The 16,887-nt window shown below is 67.8% G+C and carries 14 protein-coding genes and 1 tRNA gene; 7 read left to right on the top strand and 8 right to left on the bottom strand.

Annotation, left to right across the window (positions count from 1 at the left end):
* Positions 1–44 precede the first annotated feature (44 nt).
* From ahcY to ACFYP0_RS09080, 4 genes are all read left to right on the top strand, one after another.
* On the top strand, positions 45–1,490 hold the full coding sequence (gene ahcY, locus ACFYP0_RS09095) for an adenosylhomocysteinase (protein WP_124861411.1): 1,446 nt from the start codon (positions 45–47) through the stop codon (positions 1,488–1,490).
* 15 nt (positions 1,491–1,505) lie between these two features.
* The gene (locus ACFYP0_RS09090; RefSeq protein ID WP_355493778.1) at positions 1,506–2,483 is read left to right on the top strand and encodes a carbohydrate kinase family protein; all 978 of its coding nucleotides are present in this window, start codon (positions 1,506–1,508) and stop codon (positions 2,481–2,483) included.
* A gap of 151 nt (positions 2,484–2,634) precedes the next feature.
* Positions 2,635–5,472 carry an AfsR/SARP family transcriptional regulator gene (locus tag ACFYP0_RS09085; RefSeq protein WP_355493779.1) on the top strand — a complete coding sequence of 946 codons (2,838 nt, stop codon included), beginning with the start codon at positions 2,635–2,637 and terminating at the stop codon, positions 5,470–5,472.
* A gap of 160 nt (positions 5,473–5,632) precedes the next feature.
* Positions 5,633–7,021: a glycoside hydrolase family 6 protein gene (locus ACFYP0_RS09080; RefSeq protein ID WP_355493780.1), complete on the top strand. Its 1,389-nt coding sequence runs from the start codon at positions 5,633–5,635 to the stop codon at positions 7,019–7,021.
* A 122-nt stretch (positions 7,022–7,143) separates the two neighbouring features.
* Here ACFYP0_RS09080 and ACFYP0_RS09075 read toward each other — a convergent pair whose 3' ends face one another.
* Complete coding sequence (locus ACFYP0_RS09075; RefSeq protein WP_124854278.1) at positions 7,144–8,388, bottom strand: MFS transporter; 1,245 nt, start codon at positions 8,386–8,388, stop codon at positions 7,144–7,146.
* A 231-nt stretch (positions 8,389–8,619) separates the two neighbouring features.
* Between ACFYP0_RS09075 and ACFYP0_RS09070 the strand changes: the two genes are divergently transcribed.
* The gene (locus ACFYP0_RS09070; RefSeq protein ID WP_124854277.1) at positions 8,620–9,270 is read left to right on the top strand and encodes a CGNR zinc finger domain-containing protein; all 651 of its coding nucleotides are present in this window, start codon (positions 8,620–8,622) and stop codon (positions 9,268–9,270) included.
* 129 nt (positions 9,271–9,399) lie between these two features.
* Here ACFYP0_RS09070 and ACFYP0_RS09065 read toward each other — a convergent pair whose 3' ends face one another.
* Both ACFYP0_RS09065 and ACFYP0_RS09060 read right to left on the bottom strand, forming a co-directional pair.
* Complete coding sequence (locus ACFYP0_RS09065; RefSeq protein WP_244218810.1) at positions 9,400–9,966, bottom strand: hypothetical protein; 567 nt, start codon at positions 9,964–9,966, stop codon at positions 9,400–9,402.
* 167 nt (positions 9,967–10,133) lie between these two features.
* The gene (locus ACFYP0_RS09060; protein ID WP_356977423.1) at positions 10,134–10,667 is read right to left on the bottom strand and encodes a hypothetical protein; all 534 of its coding nucleotides are present in this window, start codon (positions 10,665–10,667) and stop codon (positions 10,134–10,136) included.
* Between the two features lie 1,187 nt (positions 10,668–11,854).
* Between ACFYP0_RS09060 and ACFYP0_RS09055 the strand changes: the two genes are divergently transcribed.
* On the top strand, positions 11,855–12,553 hold the full coding sequence (locus tag ACFYP0_RS09055; RefSeq protein ID WP_355493781.1) for a hypothetical protein: 699 nt from the start codon (positions 11,855–11,857) through the stop codon (positions 12,551–12,553).
* A 79-nt stretch (positions 12,554–12,632) separates the two neighbouring features.
* Here ACFYP0_RS09055 and ACFYP0_RS09050 read toward each other — a convergent pair whose 3' ends face one another.
* Together ACFYP0_RS09050 and ACFYP0_RS09045 are read right to left on the bottom strand one after the other, a co-directional pair.
* Positions 12,633–13,103 (bottom strand): hypothetical protein, encoded by a 471-nt coding sequence (locus ACFYP0_RS09050; RefSeq protein ID WP_124854273.1) that lies wholly within the window; start codon positions 13,101–13,103, stop codon positions 12,633–12,635.
* 89 nt (positions 13,104–13,192) lie between these two features.
* Positions 13,193–13,762 (bottom strand): RNA polymerase sigma factor, encoded by a 570-nt coding sequence (locus ACFYP0_RS09045; protein ID WP_355493782.1) that lies wholly within the window; start codon positions 13,760–13,762, stop codon positions 13,193–13,195.
* A 309-nt stretch (positions 13,763–14,071) separates the two neighbouring features.
* On the opposite strand from ACFYP0_RS09045, the gene ACFYP0_RS09040 reads away from it, so the two are divergent.
* Positions 14,072–14,144 (top strand) — tRNA-Arg (locus ACFYP0_RS09040).
* 21 nt (positions 14,145–14,165) lie between these two features.
* On the opposite strand, the gene ACFYP0_RS09035 is transcribed toward ACFYP0_RS09040, so the two are convergent.
* The 3 genes from ACFYP0_RS09035 to ACFYP0_RS09025 form a co-directional block, all read right to left on the bottom strand.
* Entirely contained in the window at positions 14,166–15,482 is a 1,317-nt protein-coding gene (locus ACFYP0_RS09035) for a M23 family metallopeptidase (RefSeq protein ID WP_355493841.1), read from the bottom strand.
* Between the two features lie 84 nt (positions 15,483–15,566).
* A complete protein-coding gene (locus ACFYP0_RS09030) occupies positions 15,567–16,166 on the bottom strand; it encodes a ClpP family protease (protein ID WP_124854270.1) in 600 nt (199 codons plus the stop codon).
* 136 nt (positions 16,167–16,302) lie between these two features.
* On the bottom strand, positions 16,303–16,800 hold the full coding sequence (locus ACFYP0_RS09025) for a helix-turn-helix domain-containing protein (protein WP_124854269.1): 498 nt from the start codon (positions 16,798–16,800) through the stop codon (positions 16,303–16,305).
* Positions 16,801–16,887 lie beyond the last annotated feature (87 nt).

Raw genomic sequence — 16,887 nt, 5'->3', positions numbered from 1 at the left:
CGGGCCTCCAACGGTCCTCGACGCGGGTGCGGGAGGGTGCGGGCATGACTGGCAACTTCAGCGATTTCAAGGTGGCGGATCTGTCGTTGGCGGCCTTCGGGCGTAAGGAGATCGAGCTGGCCGAGCATGAGATGCCGGGTCTGATGTCGATCCGGAGGGAGTTCGCCTCGCGGCAGCCGTTGAAGGGTGCGCGGATCACCGGCTCTCTGCACATGACGATCCAGACGGCGGTGTTGATCGAGACGTTGGTGGCGCTCGGGGCGCAGGTCCGGTGGGCGTCCTGCAACATCTTCTCCACCCAGGACCACGCGGCGGCGGCGATCGTGGTCGGCCCGACCGGCACCCCGGACGCCCCGGCCGGTGTCCCGGTCTACGCCTGGAAGGGCGAGTCCCTCGACGAGTACTGGTGGTGCACCCAGCAGGTGCTGCTGTGGCCGGACGGGCAGGGCCCGAACATGATCCTCGACGATGGTGGTGACGCCACGCTGCTGGTGCACAAGGGCGCCGAGTTCGAGGCGATCGGGGCGGTCCCGTCGCCGGAGAGCGCCGACTCGGAGGAGTACGAGGTCATCCTCGGTGTGTTGACGCGGTCGCTGCGGGAGGACAACCGCCGCTGGACGCGGGTCGCCGCCGGGATCAAGGGGGTGACCGAGGAGACCACGACCGGCGTTCACCGGCTGTACGAGATGCAGCAGGCGGGGAACCTGCTGTTCCCGGCGATCAACGTGAACGACTCGGTGACCAAGAGCAAGTTCGACAACAAGTACGGCTGCCGGCACTCGCTGATCGACGGGATCAACCGGGCCACCGATGTGCTGATCGGCGGGAAGGTCGCCGTGGTGTTCGGCTACGGCGACGTCGGCAAGGGCTGCGCCGAGAGCCTGCGCGGTCAGGGTGCGCGGGTCATCGTGACCGAGGTGGATCCGATCTGCGCCCTCCAGGCGGCGATGGACGGCTACCAGGTCGCGACCATCGACGACGTGGTCGAGACCGCGGACATCTTCGTGACCGCCACCGGCTGCTTCAGCGTGATCACCAACGAGCACATGGCACGGATGAAGCACCAGGCGATCGTGGGAAACATCGGTCACTTCGACAACGAGATCGACATGGCCGGTCTCGCGAAACGCGCTGACGTCGAGCGGATCACCGTCAAGCCGCAGGTGGACGAGTGGCGGTTCGCGGACGGCCACTCGATCATCGTGCTGTCCGAGGGCCGGCTGTTGAACCTGGGCAACGCCACCGGGCATCCGAGCTTCGTGATGTCGAACAGCTTCGCCAACCAGACCATCGCGCAGATCGAGCTGTTCACCAGCACCGACCAGTACCCGGTCGGCGTGCACACCCTCCCCAAGCACCTGGACGAGAAGGTGGCCCGACTCCACCTCTCCGCGCTGGGTGTCCGCCTCACCGAACTGACCAAGGAACAAGCCAACTACCTCGGCGTCCCGGTCGAAGGGCCCTACAAGCCCGACCACTACCGCTACTGAGAGGGCCCGCCCCGCATGATCGCCGTATCCGGCTCGATCGCGACCGACCATCTGATGCGTTTTCCGGGGCGGTTCGCCGAGCAACTCATCGCCGGCAGCCTCGACACCGTCTCGCTCTCGTTCCTCGTCGACGACCTGGTCGTCCGGCGCGGCGGGGTCGCGGCCAACATCGCCTTCGGGCTCGCTCAACTCGGGCACCGGCCGGTGCTGCTCGGCGCGGTCGGTGGCGACTTCGGCGACTACCGCAGCTGGCTGGAGCGGCACGGGGTCGACTGCTCGGAGGTGCAGGTCAGCTCCGTCGCGCACACCGCGCGGTTCATCTGCACCACCGACACCGACCTCTGCCAGATCGCGTCGTTCTATCCCGGCGCGATGGGTGAGCCCGACCGGATCAGCCTCGACGGGGTCGCCGCGCGGGCCGGCGGGCTCGGGCTCGTCATCGTCGCCGCGGAGAACCCGGACACGATGCTCGCCCGCGCCGCCGCCTGCCGCCGGCTGGGCCTGCCCTTCGCCGCCGACCCGTCACAGCAGCTGGCCCGGATGCCGTCGGCCGACATCGAGGCGATGATCAGCGGCTCTCGCTACCTGTTGACGAACGAGTACGAGGCGGCGCTGCTGGAGTCGAAGACCGGGCTGAGCGAAGACGACATCCTGCGCCGCGTGGGCGTGCGGGTGGTGACCCTGGGGGCCAACGGGGTACGCGTCACAGGGCAGGAGGGTGACTTCCTGGTCCCGGCGGCGCGGGTGGGCCGCATCGTCGACCCGACCGGTGTCGGCGACGGCTTCCGGGCCGGCTTCTTCGCCGCGCTCGCCGCCGACCTGCCCATCGAGCGCGCGGCACAGGTGGGCTGCGTACTGGCGGCGCACGTGCTGGAGGTCGAGGGCCCGCAGGAATACACGGTCGACGCCGACGTATTCGAGCGCCGCATCGCCGACTCCTACGGCCCGGACGTTGCGGTCGACGTGCGGGCGCTGGGGCTGGCTCGGGTCTGATCGGGCCAGTCGGAGCGCGGGCCGCTGCTCCTGCGGCGGCCTGTCCCCGGGCGGTCTCCAGACGATTTACGACGACCAGAAAAGCGCGATCTTGACACTGTGATACCAGATGACTACCCTACGGGCCGATCTGCACAACGGGGGTGTCATCGTGGCGGTGCCGATCGACTTCATGGTGCTCGGGCCCCTGGAAGTCCGTGCTGGCGGCCTACGCGTTGAGCTGGGCGGCGAGCGGCAGAGAAGGCTGCTGGCCGGTCTGCTCCTCCGCCACGGTCAGCTGGTGTCTGCCGCGGACCTGATCGCCATCGCTTGGAGCGGGGACCCGCCCGCGACAGCTCGCAACCAGATCCACAGCGGGATTTGGCAGCTGCGTCGCACACTTGATCGCTACGGTGCGGCGCACCTGCTGGATGGTGAGCGCGCCAACTACCGGCTTCGCGTCGACGCGAGTCAGCTGGATCTCGCCCGATTCAAGGACGCCGTGTCCGAGGGGCGACGCCTCGTAGCGCTCGATGACAAGCGCAAGGCCGCCGTCGTGCTGCGTCAGGCGGTGTCGATGTGGCGGGGTCCCGCGCTCGCGGATCTGAACGGGATCGTGCTGGAGCGCGAGGCGGCCGTGTTGGAGGAGATGCGCATCGCGGTTCTCGAAGAGTGTCTGGAGTGCGAGCTGAGCCTCGGCGGCGGGGCCGCCGTGGTCGCCGAACTGACTGATCTGGTGGCGAGACATCCGCTGCGCGAGCGGCTCGCGGCCATGTTGATGACCGGCCTCTACCAGTCCGGGCGGCAGGCCGAGGCGATCGAGGCGTACCAGCGCGTCGCTGCCACGCTCGCCGATGAACTGGGCGTCGACCCGGGCGACGAGCTGCGTAAGAGGTACGAGGCGATTCTTCGGCAAGACCGGGCCCTCGACCCACCGGCGCGTCCCGAGGGCGTCGCCCTTGCGTCCGGCACCGGTGCGACACCTGTTCGCCCGGCTCAACTGCCTATGCAAGGGGCCCTGTTCGTCGGCCGTTCCGCCAGTCTGGCCGAGTTGGATGCGGCTCTGGCGACCGATCCCACTGACCAGCCGCACCCGACGGTCCTGTCCATCGTGGGCCATGCCGGTGTCGGCAAGACCGCGCTGGCCGTCCGTTGGGCACATCGGGTCCGCGACCGTTTCCCGGACGGGCAGCTCTTTGTGAACCTGGACGGGTTCGGCCCGGACGGAACGACGGCCCTCAAGCCCACCGACGTCCTACGAGACTTCCTGGAAGCGTTGCACGTTCCGCCAGACCGGATACCTCCCGGGCTCAACGCCCAGGTGGGTCTCTACCGCAGTGTCCTGGCCGACCGGCGGGTGCTGGTCGTACTGGACAACGCCCGCGATGCGGCACAGGTGCGCCCGCTGCTCCCGGGCAGCCCGTCCTGCCTGGTCGTGGTCACCAGCCGAAACCGGCTCACCGGACTCGTCGTGAACGAAGGGGCTCAACCCGTCTCGCTCGGCATGCTGACCGAGGTGGAAGCGCACGAGTTGCTCACCCGCCGACTCGGCGTCGCCCGGGTCGTGCGGGACGCGGGAGCCGTCGACCAGATCATCCGCCGGTGCGCAGGTCTACCCTTGGCGCTGGCCATCGTCGCGGCGCGTGCCGCCACCGACGCCCAGCTCTCGATCGAGGTCCTCGCCGGCCGCCTCGGGAGCGGCGGGGATCTGGACGTCCTTGCCGGAGACGATCCGCGGTCCGACCTTCGGACAGTTCTCTCCGGCTCCTACCGCGCTCTCAGCCCCGAACACGCCCGACTGTTTCGCCTGCTCGGCCTGCATCACGGCCTGGAGATGGCCGTCTCGACCTGCGCCAGCCTGGCCGGCCTGCCCCTGGACCAGACCAGCCGACTGCTGGCCGACCTCGTAGCCGTCCACATGGTCGAGCGGCGTTCGACCGACCGGTACGCGCTCCACGACCTCCTGCGCGCATACGCGCGCGAACTGGTCAATGTTCACGAGACCGAGCGCGATCTGCGCGCCGCGCGGCATCGGATGCTCGACCACTACCTGCACACCGCCCATGTCGCCGATCGCCTGATCTATCCGCACCGGCGAGACTCGATCGACCTCGCAGCGCCGCAGCCCGGCGTGACCACGGAGATCCTCACCGACAGCGACGCGGCGTTCGCCTGGTACACGAGCGAACGGCGGGCACTCGTCACGGCCGTCGACATGGCAGCCTCGAACGGGTTCGACTCGCACGCGTGGCAACTTGGCTGGACACTGACCACCTTCCTCAACCGATGCGGGTGGTGGCACGAGTGGGCTGCGGTCGAGGCCACGGGTCTCGTCGCTGCGCAGCGACTGAAGGACCGCAGGGCCGAGGCCCGCTGCCATCGCGGCCTCGCCAACGCCCACACCCGCCTGGGGCGCTACGAACGTGCCCGCCAGCACCACGGGTCTGCCTTGAAGCTGTACGTCGAGATCAGGGATCGGACCGGACAGGCGCAGGTCCACAGCAACTTGTCCTGGTTGGCCGAGCGTCAGGGAAGCTACCGTGACGCGCTGGCGCACGCCGAACAGATGCTGCACCTCCATCGGCATGCGGGCCCCGAATCTGGCGAGGCCAGCGCACTCAACGCTGTCGGGTGGTACCACAGCCTGCTGGGCGACCACACCCGCGCTCTTGACTACTGCGGACGCGCCGTTGCTCTCATGCAACGCCTGGGCGACCTCCACGGTGAGGCGTACGTGTGGGACAGCCTGGCGCACGTTCACCATCAACGAGGCGATCACGCCCAGGCGCTCTCCTGTGGGCGGCGCGCGGTCAACCTGTCCGCGGAGGTCGGCGAGACCACTCTCCAAGCCAGCGCGTTGGCCCGCCTCGGCGACACCTACGAGGCCGCGGGTGACCTGGCCGCCGCGTGGAAGGTGTGGCATCAAGCCTTGGACGTCTATGACGGACGTGACGAGGTGCAGGCGGCAGCCATTCGAGAAAAGCTGAAGATCAGCATCTACGGCTCCTGACTGCCTACCAGTCGTCGCACCCGGACACGGACCCCCAAATACGGGCTTCTGGCTCATCGACGAGCGTTCACACCTTGGCAGCGGTGCGCGCCTCCGCTAACGTCCATGGGAACGCTCCCATGAACTTAGATACATCTATGTGATCTGGAGGCAACACGTCGTGGCTATCCTCTCCTCGCTCCGCCGCAGATCGGCGGCCATCAGCGTGGCGGCCGTCGCGGGCGCCACCGCCGTCGGCGTCTGCCTCGCCGTCAGCAGCGCCTCCGCCGGCACGCTGTCCGGGTCGCTCTACCGCGACCCGAGTTCGGCCGTCGTCCGCTGGGTCGCCGCCAACCCCGGCGACTCTCGTACGGCCGTCATCCGCGACAAGATCGCGAGTCAGCCGCAGGCGCGTTGGTTCGCCAACTTCAACCCCTCGACCGTGCAGTCCGAGGTCTCCGGGTTCATCGGCGCCGCCAACGCGGCGCAGCAGATCCCGGTTCTGGCCGTCTACGAGATCACCAACCGGGACTGCGGCGGGGCCAGCGCCGGTGGGGCGCCGGACCTCAACCAGTACCAGACGTGGGTGTCCAACTTCTCCAGGGGACTGGGCAACCAGACCGTCATCATCATCCTGGAAACCGACTCGCTCGCTCTGCTGACGTGCCTGAGCACCGCCGAGATCAACGCGCGCAACCAGGCGATCTCGACGGCCACCCGGACCATCAAGTCGGGCAACCCCAACGCCAAGGTGTACCTCGACGGCGGCCACTCCACCTGGAACAGCGCAGGTGAGACGGCGAACCGGCTCCGCGCGGCCGGCGTGCAGTACGCCGACGGCTTCTTCACCAACGTGTCGAACTACAACTCGACCTCCAGCGAGGCGAACTTCGGTCGGGCGGTCATCTCCTCCCTCAACGGCATGGGGATCTCGGGCAAGCGCCAGGTCATCGACACCAGCCGCAACGGGGGCGCCAGCGGGGACTGGTGCGGCGACGACAACACCGATCGGCGCATCGGGCAGTACCCGACGACAAACACCGGCGATGCCAACATCGACGCGTACCTGTGGGTGAAGCCGCCGGGGGAGGCGGACGGCTGCCGCTTCACGGCCGGTTCGTTCCAGCCCGAACTGGCCTTCAGCCTGGCCAACGGCGCACCCAACCCGCCCACCACCACCCCGCCGACGACCACTCCACCGACCACGACCCCGCCGACGACCACGCCGCCGACCACCACGCCGCCGACCACCCCTCCGCCGAACACCACTCCGCCGGCCGGTGACGGCTGCTACGCGTCGATCGCGGTCAACCAGTGGGCTGGCGGTTTCACCGCGAGCGTGACGGTCACCGCCGGCAAGTCGGACATCAACGGCTGGACCGTGACCGTCGCGCTGCCGGGCGGCGCGGTCACCAGCGCCTGGAACGCGCAGGTCAGCGGCACCAGCGGAACCGTAGGGTTCACCAACGTGAGCTACAACGGACGGGTCCTCGGCCGGCAGTCGACCACCTTCGGCTTCCAGGGCACCGGCACCGGCCCAGGCGTGTTGGCCGACTGTGTGACCAGCTGACTTCAGTCGATGCGGCGGCCCGGCGTGGAAGACCACTCTCCGCGCCGGGCCGCTCTTTTGCCACCCCAGGTGAACGCCCAGGTCGCGCTCGCGCACCAGTAGCTCAGGGGACGCCGCGTCATCTATGTCCGCACGCTGGTGGCCGGTGGCTTCTCGGCATCGCGGCTGCGGGACGGTCGCGCCGACCAACTGCTGTGGTCAGGCTTGTGGGTCCTCCCTCTCCTGCGGGACATCTCGTGGCCGGCGAGCAACGCGATCGCCACGGCCGTCAGCAGGCCACCGAACAATGGGATGACGCGCACCCCGGCCGTCGCCAGCAGACCCGCGCCGATCAACGAGCCGGCCGCGAGGCCGAAGTTGAACGCGACGCTGAGGCTGGCCGACGCCATGTCGGTTGTCGACGGGGCCACCTGCATGACGCGGTGCTGGATTCCCGCGATCAGCGAACTGAACGACATCCCCGCCACGGCGAGCAACGGGATGGTCAACGCCTTGCTCGCGCCAACTCCATAGAGGCCGAGCATCGCGGCGGTGAGGAGCCCGAGCAGCACCAGCACGACACCGAGCGGAAACCGGTCCAGGACCCGGCCGACCGCCCAGGTGCCGGCGACGCCGAACGAGCCTTGAACGAACAGCAGCAGGCCGAGAGACGCTGCGGCGAACCCGCTGACGTCGAGGAGGAAGACGGTCATGTACGTGAACGCGCCCATGGCGCCGGTGACCGCGAGGATGGTGGCGAGGAGGAGCACGACGAAGCGGGGCCGGTCCGGCATCGGCCCGATGTCGCCGGCCCTCTGTTGCGGTGTGACGCTCGGCAGGAGCAGGGCGACCGCGATGCAGCTGACGAAGCCGAAGACGGCCATCGCGACGAAGGCGGCCCGCCACCCGGCCTGCCCGCCCAACCAGGTGCTCAGCGGCACGCCGAGAACCGGGCCGAGCGCGTTACCGATCGACAGTCGAGCCACGATGCGGCCGCGGATGTTCGCGGGGAACATCGAGATCGCCACCGGGAACACCACCGCCCAGAAGACACCGTTGGTGGTGGCGGACACCAGCCGCGCGGCGAGCAACACCTCGTAGGAGGTTGCGAAGGCCGACACCGCCGTCGCCGCGGCGAACACACCGAGGGCGCCGGCGAGAAGCGGGCGCCGGGGCACACGCCGAGTGACCCGGGTAAGCGGGAGCGCCACAATCATGACCACCACGGCGTACCCGGTCACCAGCAGACCGGCCTCGGACCTGGAGCGTCCCAGGTCTGGCGCGATCAGCGTGAGCAACCCGATCGGAAGTACTTCGGTGGTGACGTAACAGAAAGTGGCGGCGGACAAAGCGGCGAGGGCATAGACCGCGCGTCGTTCGTGCACCATTGGCTACCTCCCAGGTCCTGGACGAGGTGTAGAGGATCAGCCGCCACGGATGAGGCACCGTGATCCCGGCTAACAGAGTTTTGACGGTAGCATAGGCAGTTGTGTATCCCTCGCTGTCTCGCGCTGGGAAGCCGCTCTCGCACGCCGGTTGGGCTGCGCGTTGCCGCAGCGGGGGAAGTGTGGGAGCGAAAATTAACCACCTACGAATGTATAGGTGGTAGCATCGTTGGTATGCCACTCGATGTGTGCCAGCTACCCTTGGTCGGCGGCCACCCGGCACTCGATCTGGTCAACACGCTCGAGCGAGGGGGCGAGTCGCCGCACGACTTCCTGACCGACAGTTCCGCTCTGCTGCGCTGGTCCGCTCGGGTGGGCGTGGTCACCGACGCGGAGGTCGACCAGGTGGGCCGGGCGTGGCGCGACGAGCCTGCGGCGGCCCACGCGGGCCTGGCCGCCGTGCGGGACATCCGTGAAGGGCTGCATCTCGTGCTGCTCGCGGCGATCACCGACGCGGACTGTGGAACGGCGGGTGACCCCATCGCGGCCGGGGCCGCGCTGGTCGCTCTACATCAGCGCTGGTCCGGCGCGGCCGTCCGAGCCAGATTCGTGCTCGACTCGTCGCAGGTACGGATGGTCTACGGCACGGTGCCGGCCATGCTGGTGCCGGACCGGATCGCCGAGGCCGCCCTCGACGTCATGCTGACCGCCGATTTGACCCGGGTGCGCCGCTGCCCGGTGCTCGAAGGCGGCTGTGGCTGGCTGTTCCTCGATCAGAGCCGCAACGGTTCCCGCCGCTGGTGTCGCATGGCCGACTGCGGCAACGCGGTGAAGGCGCGACGGCTCACCGAACGTCGCCGCGCCGCCCGGCCCACCAACTCGTAGCCCGTCGCCGGCGGTCTTCGACCACCACCACGCACGGCGGCGGGGTGGTTGGACCGACCACCGGCCCAACCACCCCGCCTACGAGACCGATCGTGTGATCACCTGGTCAGTCGGGCTCTCGCGACAGCGTCACCTGCCACCGAGAAGACGGAGATGGGTGGCGTTGAACGTCTGGTTGTACGGCCGTACACAGGCGTCGTGTCGGGCGTACGCCGTGTCCGTCAGCTTCTGCCCGGCCTCTTCGCTGAGCACCTCGGCGCGCCTGCCCACGTACTCGTGGATGCCATCGACCGACGTGATGGCGTATCCCTGAGTCGTCATGCAGGCGACGTACGTCCTCTCGGCAGACTGAACCGTGGGGTCGGACTTCGCCTGGGCGAGAATGGCCTCCGCGCGTCGGAGCCCGGCCTCCACGTCGACCCGGGCGGCGGCTTGCAGCGTGCTGTCCATGCAACCGGCGGTGTCGTCCGTGCCCCAGAGAGCATCCCCCCAGGCCTGCTGCTGCCGGGGCTCTAGCCCGGCCACCAACAGCTCGTTCGGACTGGGCGACGTGCCGCGCGCGGCGGATGCCTGCTCCACTGCGGCCCTGATGTCGCGGCCGTCGGCCTCCGCTGCGGCGCGCGCCTCCTCGACCAGGAGGTCACCCGGAACGGTCACCGCGTACTCGAAGCCCCGCTCCTTCATACAGTCCGCCACCAGCTGCTCGTGGCGGAGTACCTGATCGCGGATCAAACTGGGCTGTTCGCTGTGGGCCGCTGGTTGAAGGATGACGGAGGCGCCAATCGTGGCCGCGATGAGTGCGGCTACCGACAGCAGTGCACGGTTACGACGATTCGAGTTGTCCATGTCAGAGGTCCGATCTCTCAGCTGACTACTTGGAGGAAGCCATTGGACTTGTCGTATGCGGCGTTGAACCGGTTGTGCAGATGGCTGCGGTCGGTCTGGTTAATCTTGATGCACCCGTTCGACGCGTAGTTGGAGTTCGTCCATCCGGACGTTCCTTGCGAGTGGATGAACAGTTCGGTGCGGGTGGTAGAACCCGAGCACTTCTTCGATCCGAGGTTCCAGACCCAGCCGCGGACGACCTCGTTGCCCCAGGTCTTGTTGATGTGCTCGAAGCGGGTGCTGTCCCTTCCGTCTGGCCAGTAGTAGCCGTTGGGCAGCCACCCCTGGTTGGACAGGCATTCGTTGGTGCTCCCGTTGCCGCTGCCGGCACGCTGGCTGATGCGATAACGCACGCCACCCACGCTGACGTACGCCGTGAGCGTGCTGTTCAACGCGCTTGATGGATTCTTGTCGAAGTCGAACCACGGGGCGGAGTTTCCAGTTCCCTGAACCGCCTCGGTGTAGGCCAGCGCGGGCGCCGACCCGCCGGTGGCGATCAGGGTAACGGCCACTCCGATGACCAGTAGTGCGTCCAACATTCTTTCGGACAGACTTCTGCGATGCGACAAGATGCTTTCCTTTCAACGCCTGAGGTGCATCTGTGCCGTGGAAATGCAGCGCACGACCCACAATTGCGGGGCGCCCCCGTTCCGCGACTTGGTCGGCCGACGCTATCCCGATCGCGGACAGGGTGGTGCCCGCAGTGATCATTACCTGCCAAAAGCCTGAAACTAGGCAAAAGCTGCCGTCAATGGAACTGGCAATCGTGCATTCGACGTCCGTCTTGGAGATCTGGTGACGGCCTGTTCAGGGCATCCATTGCAGGACAGGCGGGGAGGGTTCCGCCCCCATTCTTCCTGGTGAATGTCCCTGTTGCTGTCCGTGAGGCGGGGGTGGGCACCGACCCCTTGCGCGGATACGCCGCGGGCGGCGTCGTCCACGTGGGTCGCAATCTGATGGAGTTGGCTCCTCGGCGTCCTGGCGCTCATCGTCACCGAGGTGGTTCTCGCTGCCCGACGAGACCGGCGCGCCAGATGGCCGGCGATCCTGCTGCTCCGGCCAATGCTGCTGGTCGGGCCGAAGTGCCTGAGTGGATCAGCCAGCGCTGCGAGAAGCCCGGCGGGCAGGGTGAAAGCCGGCGCTGCGGACGAGGACGAGATCAGCGATCGTGGCAGCGCGGGCGCTATTGGCGGCGAGGCTTGGCCAAGCCAACGAGTACCGCCGAAGCCGCTGCGGGAGCCCGGCGGGTGCCACCCTCGGGTGCGATCCAGATTTTGCGAATCGCACTCCTGTCGCTTGCTCACTCACCGTCCACGACGCAGAAGGTCGGCCATCAGGTCCTTCTACTGAGGCGAGTACGGATCGTCACCTTTCAATCGGACATTTGTTGCATTGGGTTGCTCTGATCGTGCTGGCAGCGGGCAGTCAACGGCAACCAGAGCCCACTCGCCTGTGGTAGAAATTGTCAACGCGAGATTGTTGCCCGCTTTTCTGGCCATCTTGCCTGCGCAGCCGTGAAACGGGGGAGGTTTCAACGGAACGTCACTGAGAAGAGCACTGCCACGCCTGCTGTCGTATCAACAGGTGATGATTCATGCTGCGGTCAATCGGTCGCAGGACCTCGGGTTACCTCTAAGAGGTGTCAACCGAGAAGCGATTCCTCATGCTGGCACACAATGCTTGGTGAAAGGACTCCACTGTGCGCATTTCTATGTTCCGGACGGGGCTGACCGCTCTGTTGACGACTGCCGCACTCCTCGCGTCGCCCATCGCCGCCTCGGCGGCGCCGAGCGCAGGGACCTCACCGACGCCTGCCGACAAGGTGAACGTGGGCGCCTACGACTGGAACAACGCCAAGGTCGCACCCACCAAGGCCCAGCTGCAGCAGGGCATCGACGACGTCATCTCACGCACGCCTGGTGCGCGCCAGATCGACCAGACAACCGTCGAAATGGCCCCCGGTCTCATCATGCGATTCCGCAGCCCGGTCAAGGACGGTGCCAGGCAGGCTGACTCGCCGATCGTCCCTCTGGCCTCCTGCAACATCTACTACGTCTGCGTCTACACGGACCGGCAGTACGGCGGTGAGGAACTGGTCTTCTCCGTCTGCGGTCGCGAATGGAACCTGGGTAACTACGCCTACTCTGGCGGCGGCTACTGGAACGACCGGATCTCGTCCATTACGAACCAGCAGTCCTCCGGCACTACCTCGTACTTCTACAACTACAACGGTTCGGGTAACTGGAGCAAGATGGTGACCGTTGGGTCGAAGCAGTATCGGTCGAACCTTGCCTTGGACACCAGGGAGGATGGCGTCTCCGGAACCCCGAATGACAAGATCGACGGAGTTCACGTCTGCGGCTCGGTCCCCTCGCCTTGGAAGCCGAACTACCCGTGATCATCCCCTGGTAGGGCATCGCTGACAGCGAAGTTCCGCTGGCCTTCCCGGCATGTTCACCGGGAAGGCCAGCGGTATCTCAGTTACCGGTCGGAGCGACAAGCATCTTCACGGAACCGCAGGTTTCAGGCGCGTTCTTGAACTGTTGACCGTCGAGAACGTAGACGAGCTTGCCCCACGTCGGAGCCGGGGACTCAGTGCCACCCGGTGAAGGGCTCGGGTCGACGCGCTGGACGCACGCGTACAGGTGAGCGGGCGCCTCGTCGCTGAAGATCCGTTCCCAGGATCGGCGGCAGGCGTCGACAGGAGTTTCGCCATCCCGAGCTACGGTCTCTCCCATTCGACGCATGCCCGCCGTGCCGCAGACGAACGCGTCACCATTGGCCGGCTGTGCTTCCGGCGGTGCGACCGGCGCGTGGAAGCCACCAACCGCTGCCGTTGCACCACCTGCGAAGATCGCTCCAGCGGCAACCATCGCCGCGATTATCGAGGTTCGCTTCCGCGAGCGCTTCTCCGGCTGCCGAGGCACTTCCAGGATTCGGGCGAGCATTCTCGCTCCCTGTGGGCTCGTCGTGAAGTCGACCCGGGCAACCGGCCGCGCACGAGTGATCAGCTCTTCGGTCTCACTACCCTGCCGCTTCACTGCAATCCCCTCATGTACGCCGTCAGGCTGGAGTCCGGCACCAAGTGCGTATCGATCGAGTGGGCCTCATATAGTTTCTTGAACCGGCGGCGCGCCCGATGCAACCGCACCGCGAACGTTGCCGCGGTGCACCCCAGCACCTTCGCCGACTCCCCGCTGCTGAGGTCGTACCAGTACCGCAGGAGCAGCGCCTCGCGGTCGGCTTCAGGCAGCTTCGCCAGGGCCGCCACGACCTCGGTCCGCCCCTCCCACAGGGGGCCACCGCCAGGACCGGGGTCGTGCTCGACGGTCGAATTCAGGCGATTCTGCAGTGCCGACTGGTCTGCACGGTGCCTGTGCTGCTGCAGTAGGAGGCGCCGCGCGACGCCGAACAGCCACGGGCGCTCATCGCCCACTCGGATGGTTTCTAGCCGCCGCCAGGCCACGACGAAGACCTCAGCCACGAGATCTTGGGCGTCGTCCCTGCTCAGTCGATCACTGGCGTAGGCGTAGATGGCGTTGCCGTGTCGTCGAAACAGGTCGGTAAGGCGTTGGTGGTCCGCGGCGGTCGTTTCGGCGTCCGGCACCATTCCTCCAGGTGGTGGTCTCACACCAGTACTTGTCGTCGCGCGCCGACTTTCTTACCGCAGACTTGAAAAATCTCGCGCGCCGACGACCCGTTCGGGCGTCGCGCTCGCGTGGACAGGCACCTGTGCGCAGCCCGCCGCGTCGTGCGCCTGGCCGGCCAACATACCGTCCGGGCCGATCGCAACCCGGGGTCGTGTGCTCAAGCCGTGGTCATGAACTGGGCAGACACGGGTCCGGGTGACGGGGTGAACGTCGGCCACTCCCTGCCACCCCTGCTGGACGTCCGGGTCGCTAGACTGGGCCCTCGCGCCCCCGTAGCTCAGGGGATAGAGCATCGGTTTCCTAAACCGTGTGTCGCAGGTTCGAATCCTGCCGGGGGCACCTCACAAAGCAGCGAGCCGGTCAGACGGCGTAGATGAGCTTGACGCCATCCATGCCGAGTGCCGCTGCCCGCGTGCCGCGGACCCCGCTGTTGAGGTTGCGCCAACTGTTGTCGCTGGCGGCCTCGTGCACCCACCCGTCGACGACGTTGTAGATGTGCTTCACCCCGTTGACGTTGAGCGCGGCCAGCGAGGTGCCCTGTGCGCCGTGGATGCCGGTCCACAGGTTGGCCCAGCCGGCGTTGCTGGCGGCCTCGTAGACCCGGCCGCCGTTCACCGTGTAGAGGATCTTCGTGCTGCCCAGGGTGATCGCCGCTACCGCCGAGGCCGGGATGCCCGTGTTCAGGTTCCGCCAGGCGTTGGCGCTGTGCGCTTCGTGTACGTAGCCGCCGACGATGCTGTAGACGTACTTGACGCCGTTCAGCGCGATCACCGAGATCGACGACGAGCTCGCACCACCGATGCCGGTGTTGAGGTTGCGCCAGCCGTTGTTGCTGGCGGCCTCGTGCACGTACCCGTCGACGACGTTGTAGACCAGCTTCACCCCTTCGAGGTTGAGCGCGGCCAGTGCGGTGCCCTGTGCGCCGTGGATGCCGGTCCACAGGTTGGTCCAGCCGGCGTTGCTGGCGGCCTCGTGGATCCGGCCGCCGTTGAGGGTGTAGAGGATCTTCGTGGATCCGAGGGTGATCGCGGTCGTCGCCGTGCCGGTCACCGCGCCCGCGCTGCCGGAGACCGGCAGGGCACGCCAGCCGGCGTTGCTGGCCGCCTCGAACACCTGACGGGGCTGGTCGGCCGGGTTCTGCTGGATGAAGACGAGTGGGTTGATCCGGGTGCCGGACCGGCTGATCATGTGCCAGTGCAGGTGCGGGCCCGTCGAGCTGCCCGAGCCGGGTGCGCCGGCCGCGCCGCCGGAGCGGCCCACGATCGTGCCCGCGCCCACGCTGGCACCGTTGCCGAGCAGGAACTGCGACAGGTGCAGGTACTGGCTGCGGTACCCGTCCGCGTGCTGGATCGTGACGGTGTGCCCGCCCGTACCGTTGTTGGGGATGTTAAGGATGGTGCCGGCGCCGCAGGCCGGCAACGCCGTGCCGACCCCCATCCCGAAGTCGATGCCGCCGAGTGATCCGCGGCTGAGGTGACCCTCCCAGGTGTCGGTGATCGGGTAGGCGCTGAACGGGTTGTAGATCGCCGGCGCGGCCTGGGCGGGCTCGGGAACCAGCAGGCCACCGGTGCTGATGGCACCCGCACCCAGCACGGCCGCGCGCAACATCGTGCGGCGACTCACGGCGGAGGTGGTCGTGTCCCCACCGCAGCAGCGGCCTTCGTAACCGTCCGTCATTCCCACTCCTCCTGCGCCCGCCAAGATATCTACGGAGGCTAATGGGTGGGGTGGTCTGGCGGTACCGCAGCTACCAGACGTTGATCAGAGCGTCGGCAGCTGTTCGGCTCGGGCGACCACCTGGTCGATGAGGCCGTACTCCCGGGCCTGCTCGGCGGTGAACCACCGGTCCCGGTCCCAGTCCCGCTGGATCTCGTCGAGCGTCCGTCCACTGTGCTGGGCGATCAGCTCCTGCATCGTCCGCTTCACGTGCAGCATGTTCTCCGCCTGGATGGTGATGTCGGCGGCGGTTCCGCCCATCCCGCCGGACGGCTGGTGCATCATGATCCGCGAGTGCGGCAGCGCGTACCGCTTGCCGGCCGTACCCGCGCAGAGCAGGAACTGCCCCATCGAGCCGGCGAACCCGAGCGCCAGCGTCGCGACGTCGTTGCGGACGTAGCGCATCGTGTCGTAGACCGCCATTCCCGCGCTCACCGAACCGCCCGGCGAGTTGATGTAGAGGTAGATGTCCCGGTCGTCGTCCTCGGCGGCGAGCAGCAGGATCTGCGCGCAGATCTGGTTCGCCGACTCCTCCGTCACCTCGGTGCCGAGGAAGACGATCCGCTCCCGCAGCAGCCGTTCGAACACCTGGTCACCGAAGGACGGCTGCCCGCCCTTGAGCATCCGCACGTCGTACCCGATCATGTGCCGCCGCCTTCCGCCGTGCCGGCGGGCGGTGGGGACCACCCGGTGGACCGGCCCTTTCAGCGTGCGGCGACGGCGGTGGCTGGCCCAGTGATTCTGCCGCCGGCAGATCCGCCGACGGCAGAACCCGCGCGGCCTACGCGACGGTCAGCCGCCGCAGGCCCAGCCGGGTCTGTGCGCAGTCAGCCAGGGCGGCGGTACGCGGACCGGGGCGAGAGCCACCAGCGGAGGCTTTTCCGTCGACGCTGAGGGTCGGCTCGCTCGCCACCGGCCCGCGGTGCAGGACGAACCCGCTGACACGTGGACCCACCAGCAGGGTGGCGTTGCCGATCTCCCGCCGAGTCGCATCGACCCGCTCCAGGTGGGTGAGCGCGGCGCGCGGCGCGACGGGCAGGCGCGGCTCGACTCGGCGCATGTCGTCGCGGGCCTCGCCGAGCAGGTCGGCGAGGCTGATCCCGAGCGCTCGGCAGATCGCCGCCAGCACCTCCGACGAGGCCTCCTTCCGGCCCCGCTCGACCTCCGAGAGGTAGGGCACTGAGACGTCGGCCGACGCGGCAACCTCGCGCAGCGTGCGGCCCTGACGCTGGCGGTGGCGGCGGAGCACTCCGCCGATGACTCGTCGCAGCAACGACATGCCGGCCTCACTTTCGCGGTCGCCGTCGGGAACACCCTCATCATGCCCGTCCTCGGCCGTCCGGACCGACCCGTCCGGGCCCGCGCC

The organism is Micromonospora arida (assembly GCF_042873195.1).
GTDB lineage: Bacteria > Actinomycetota > Actinomycetes > Mycobacteriales > Micromonosporaceae > Micromonospora > Micromonospora arida.
Note: the sequence above shows the minus strand (reverse complement) of the source record. Positions and strands in the feature narration are given on the sequence as shown.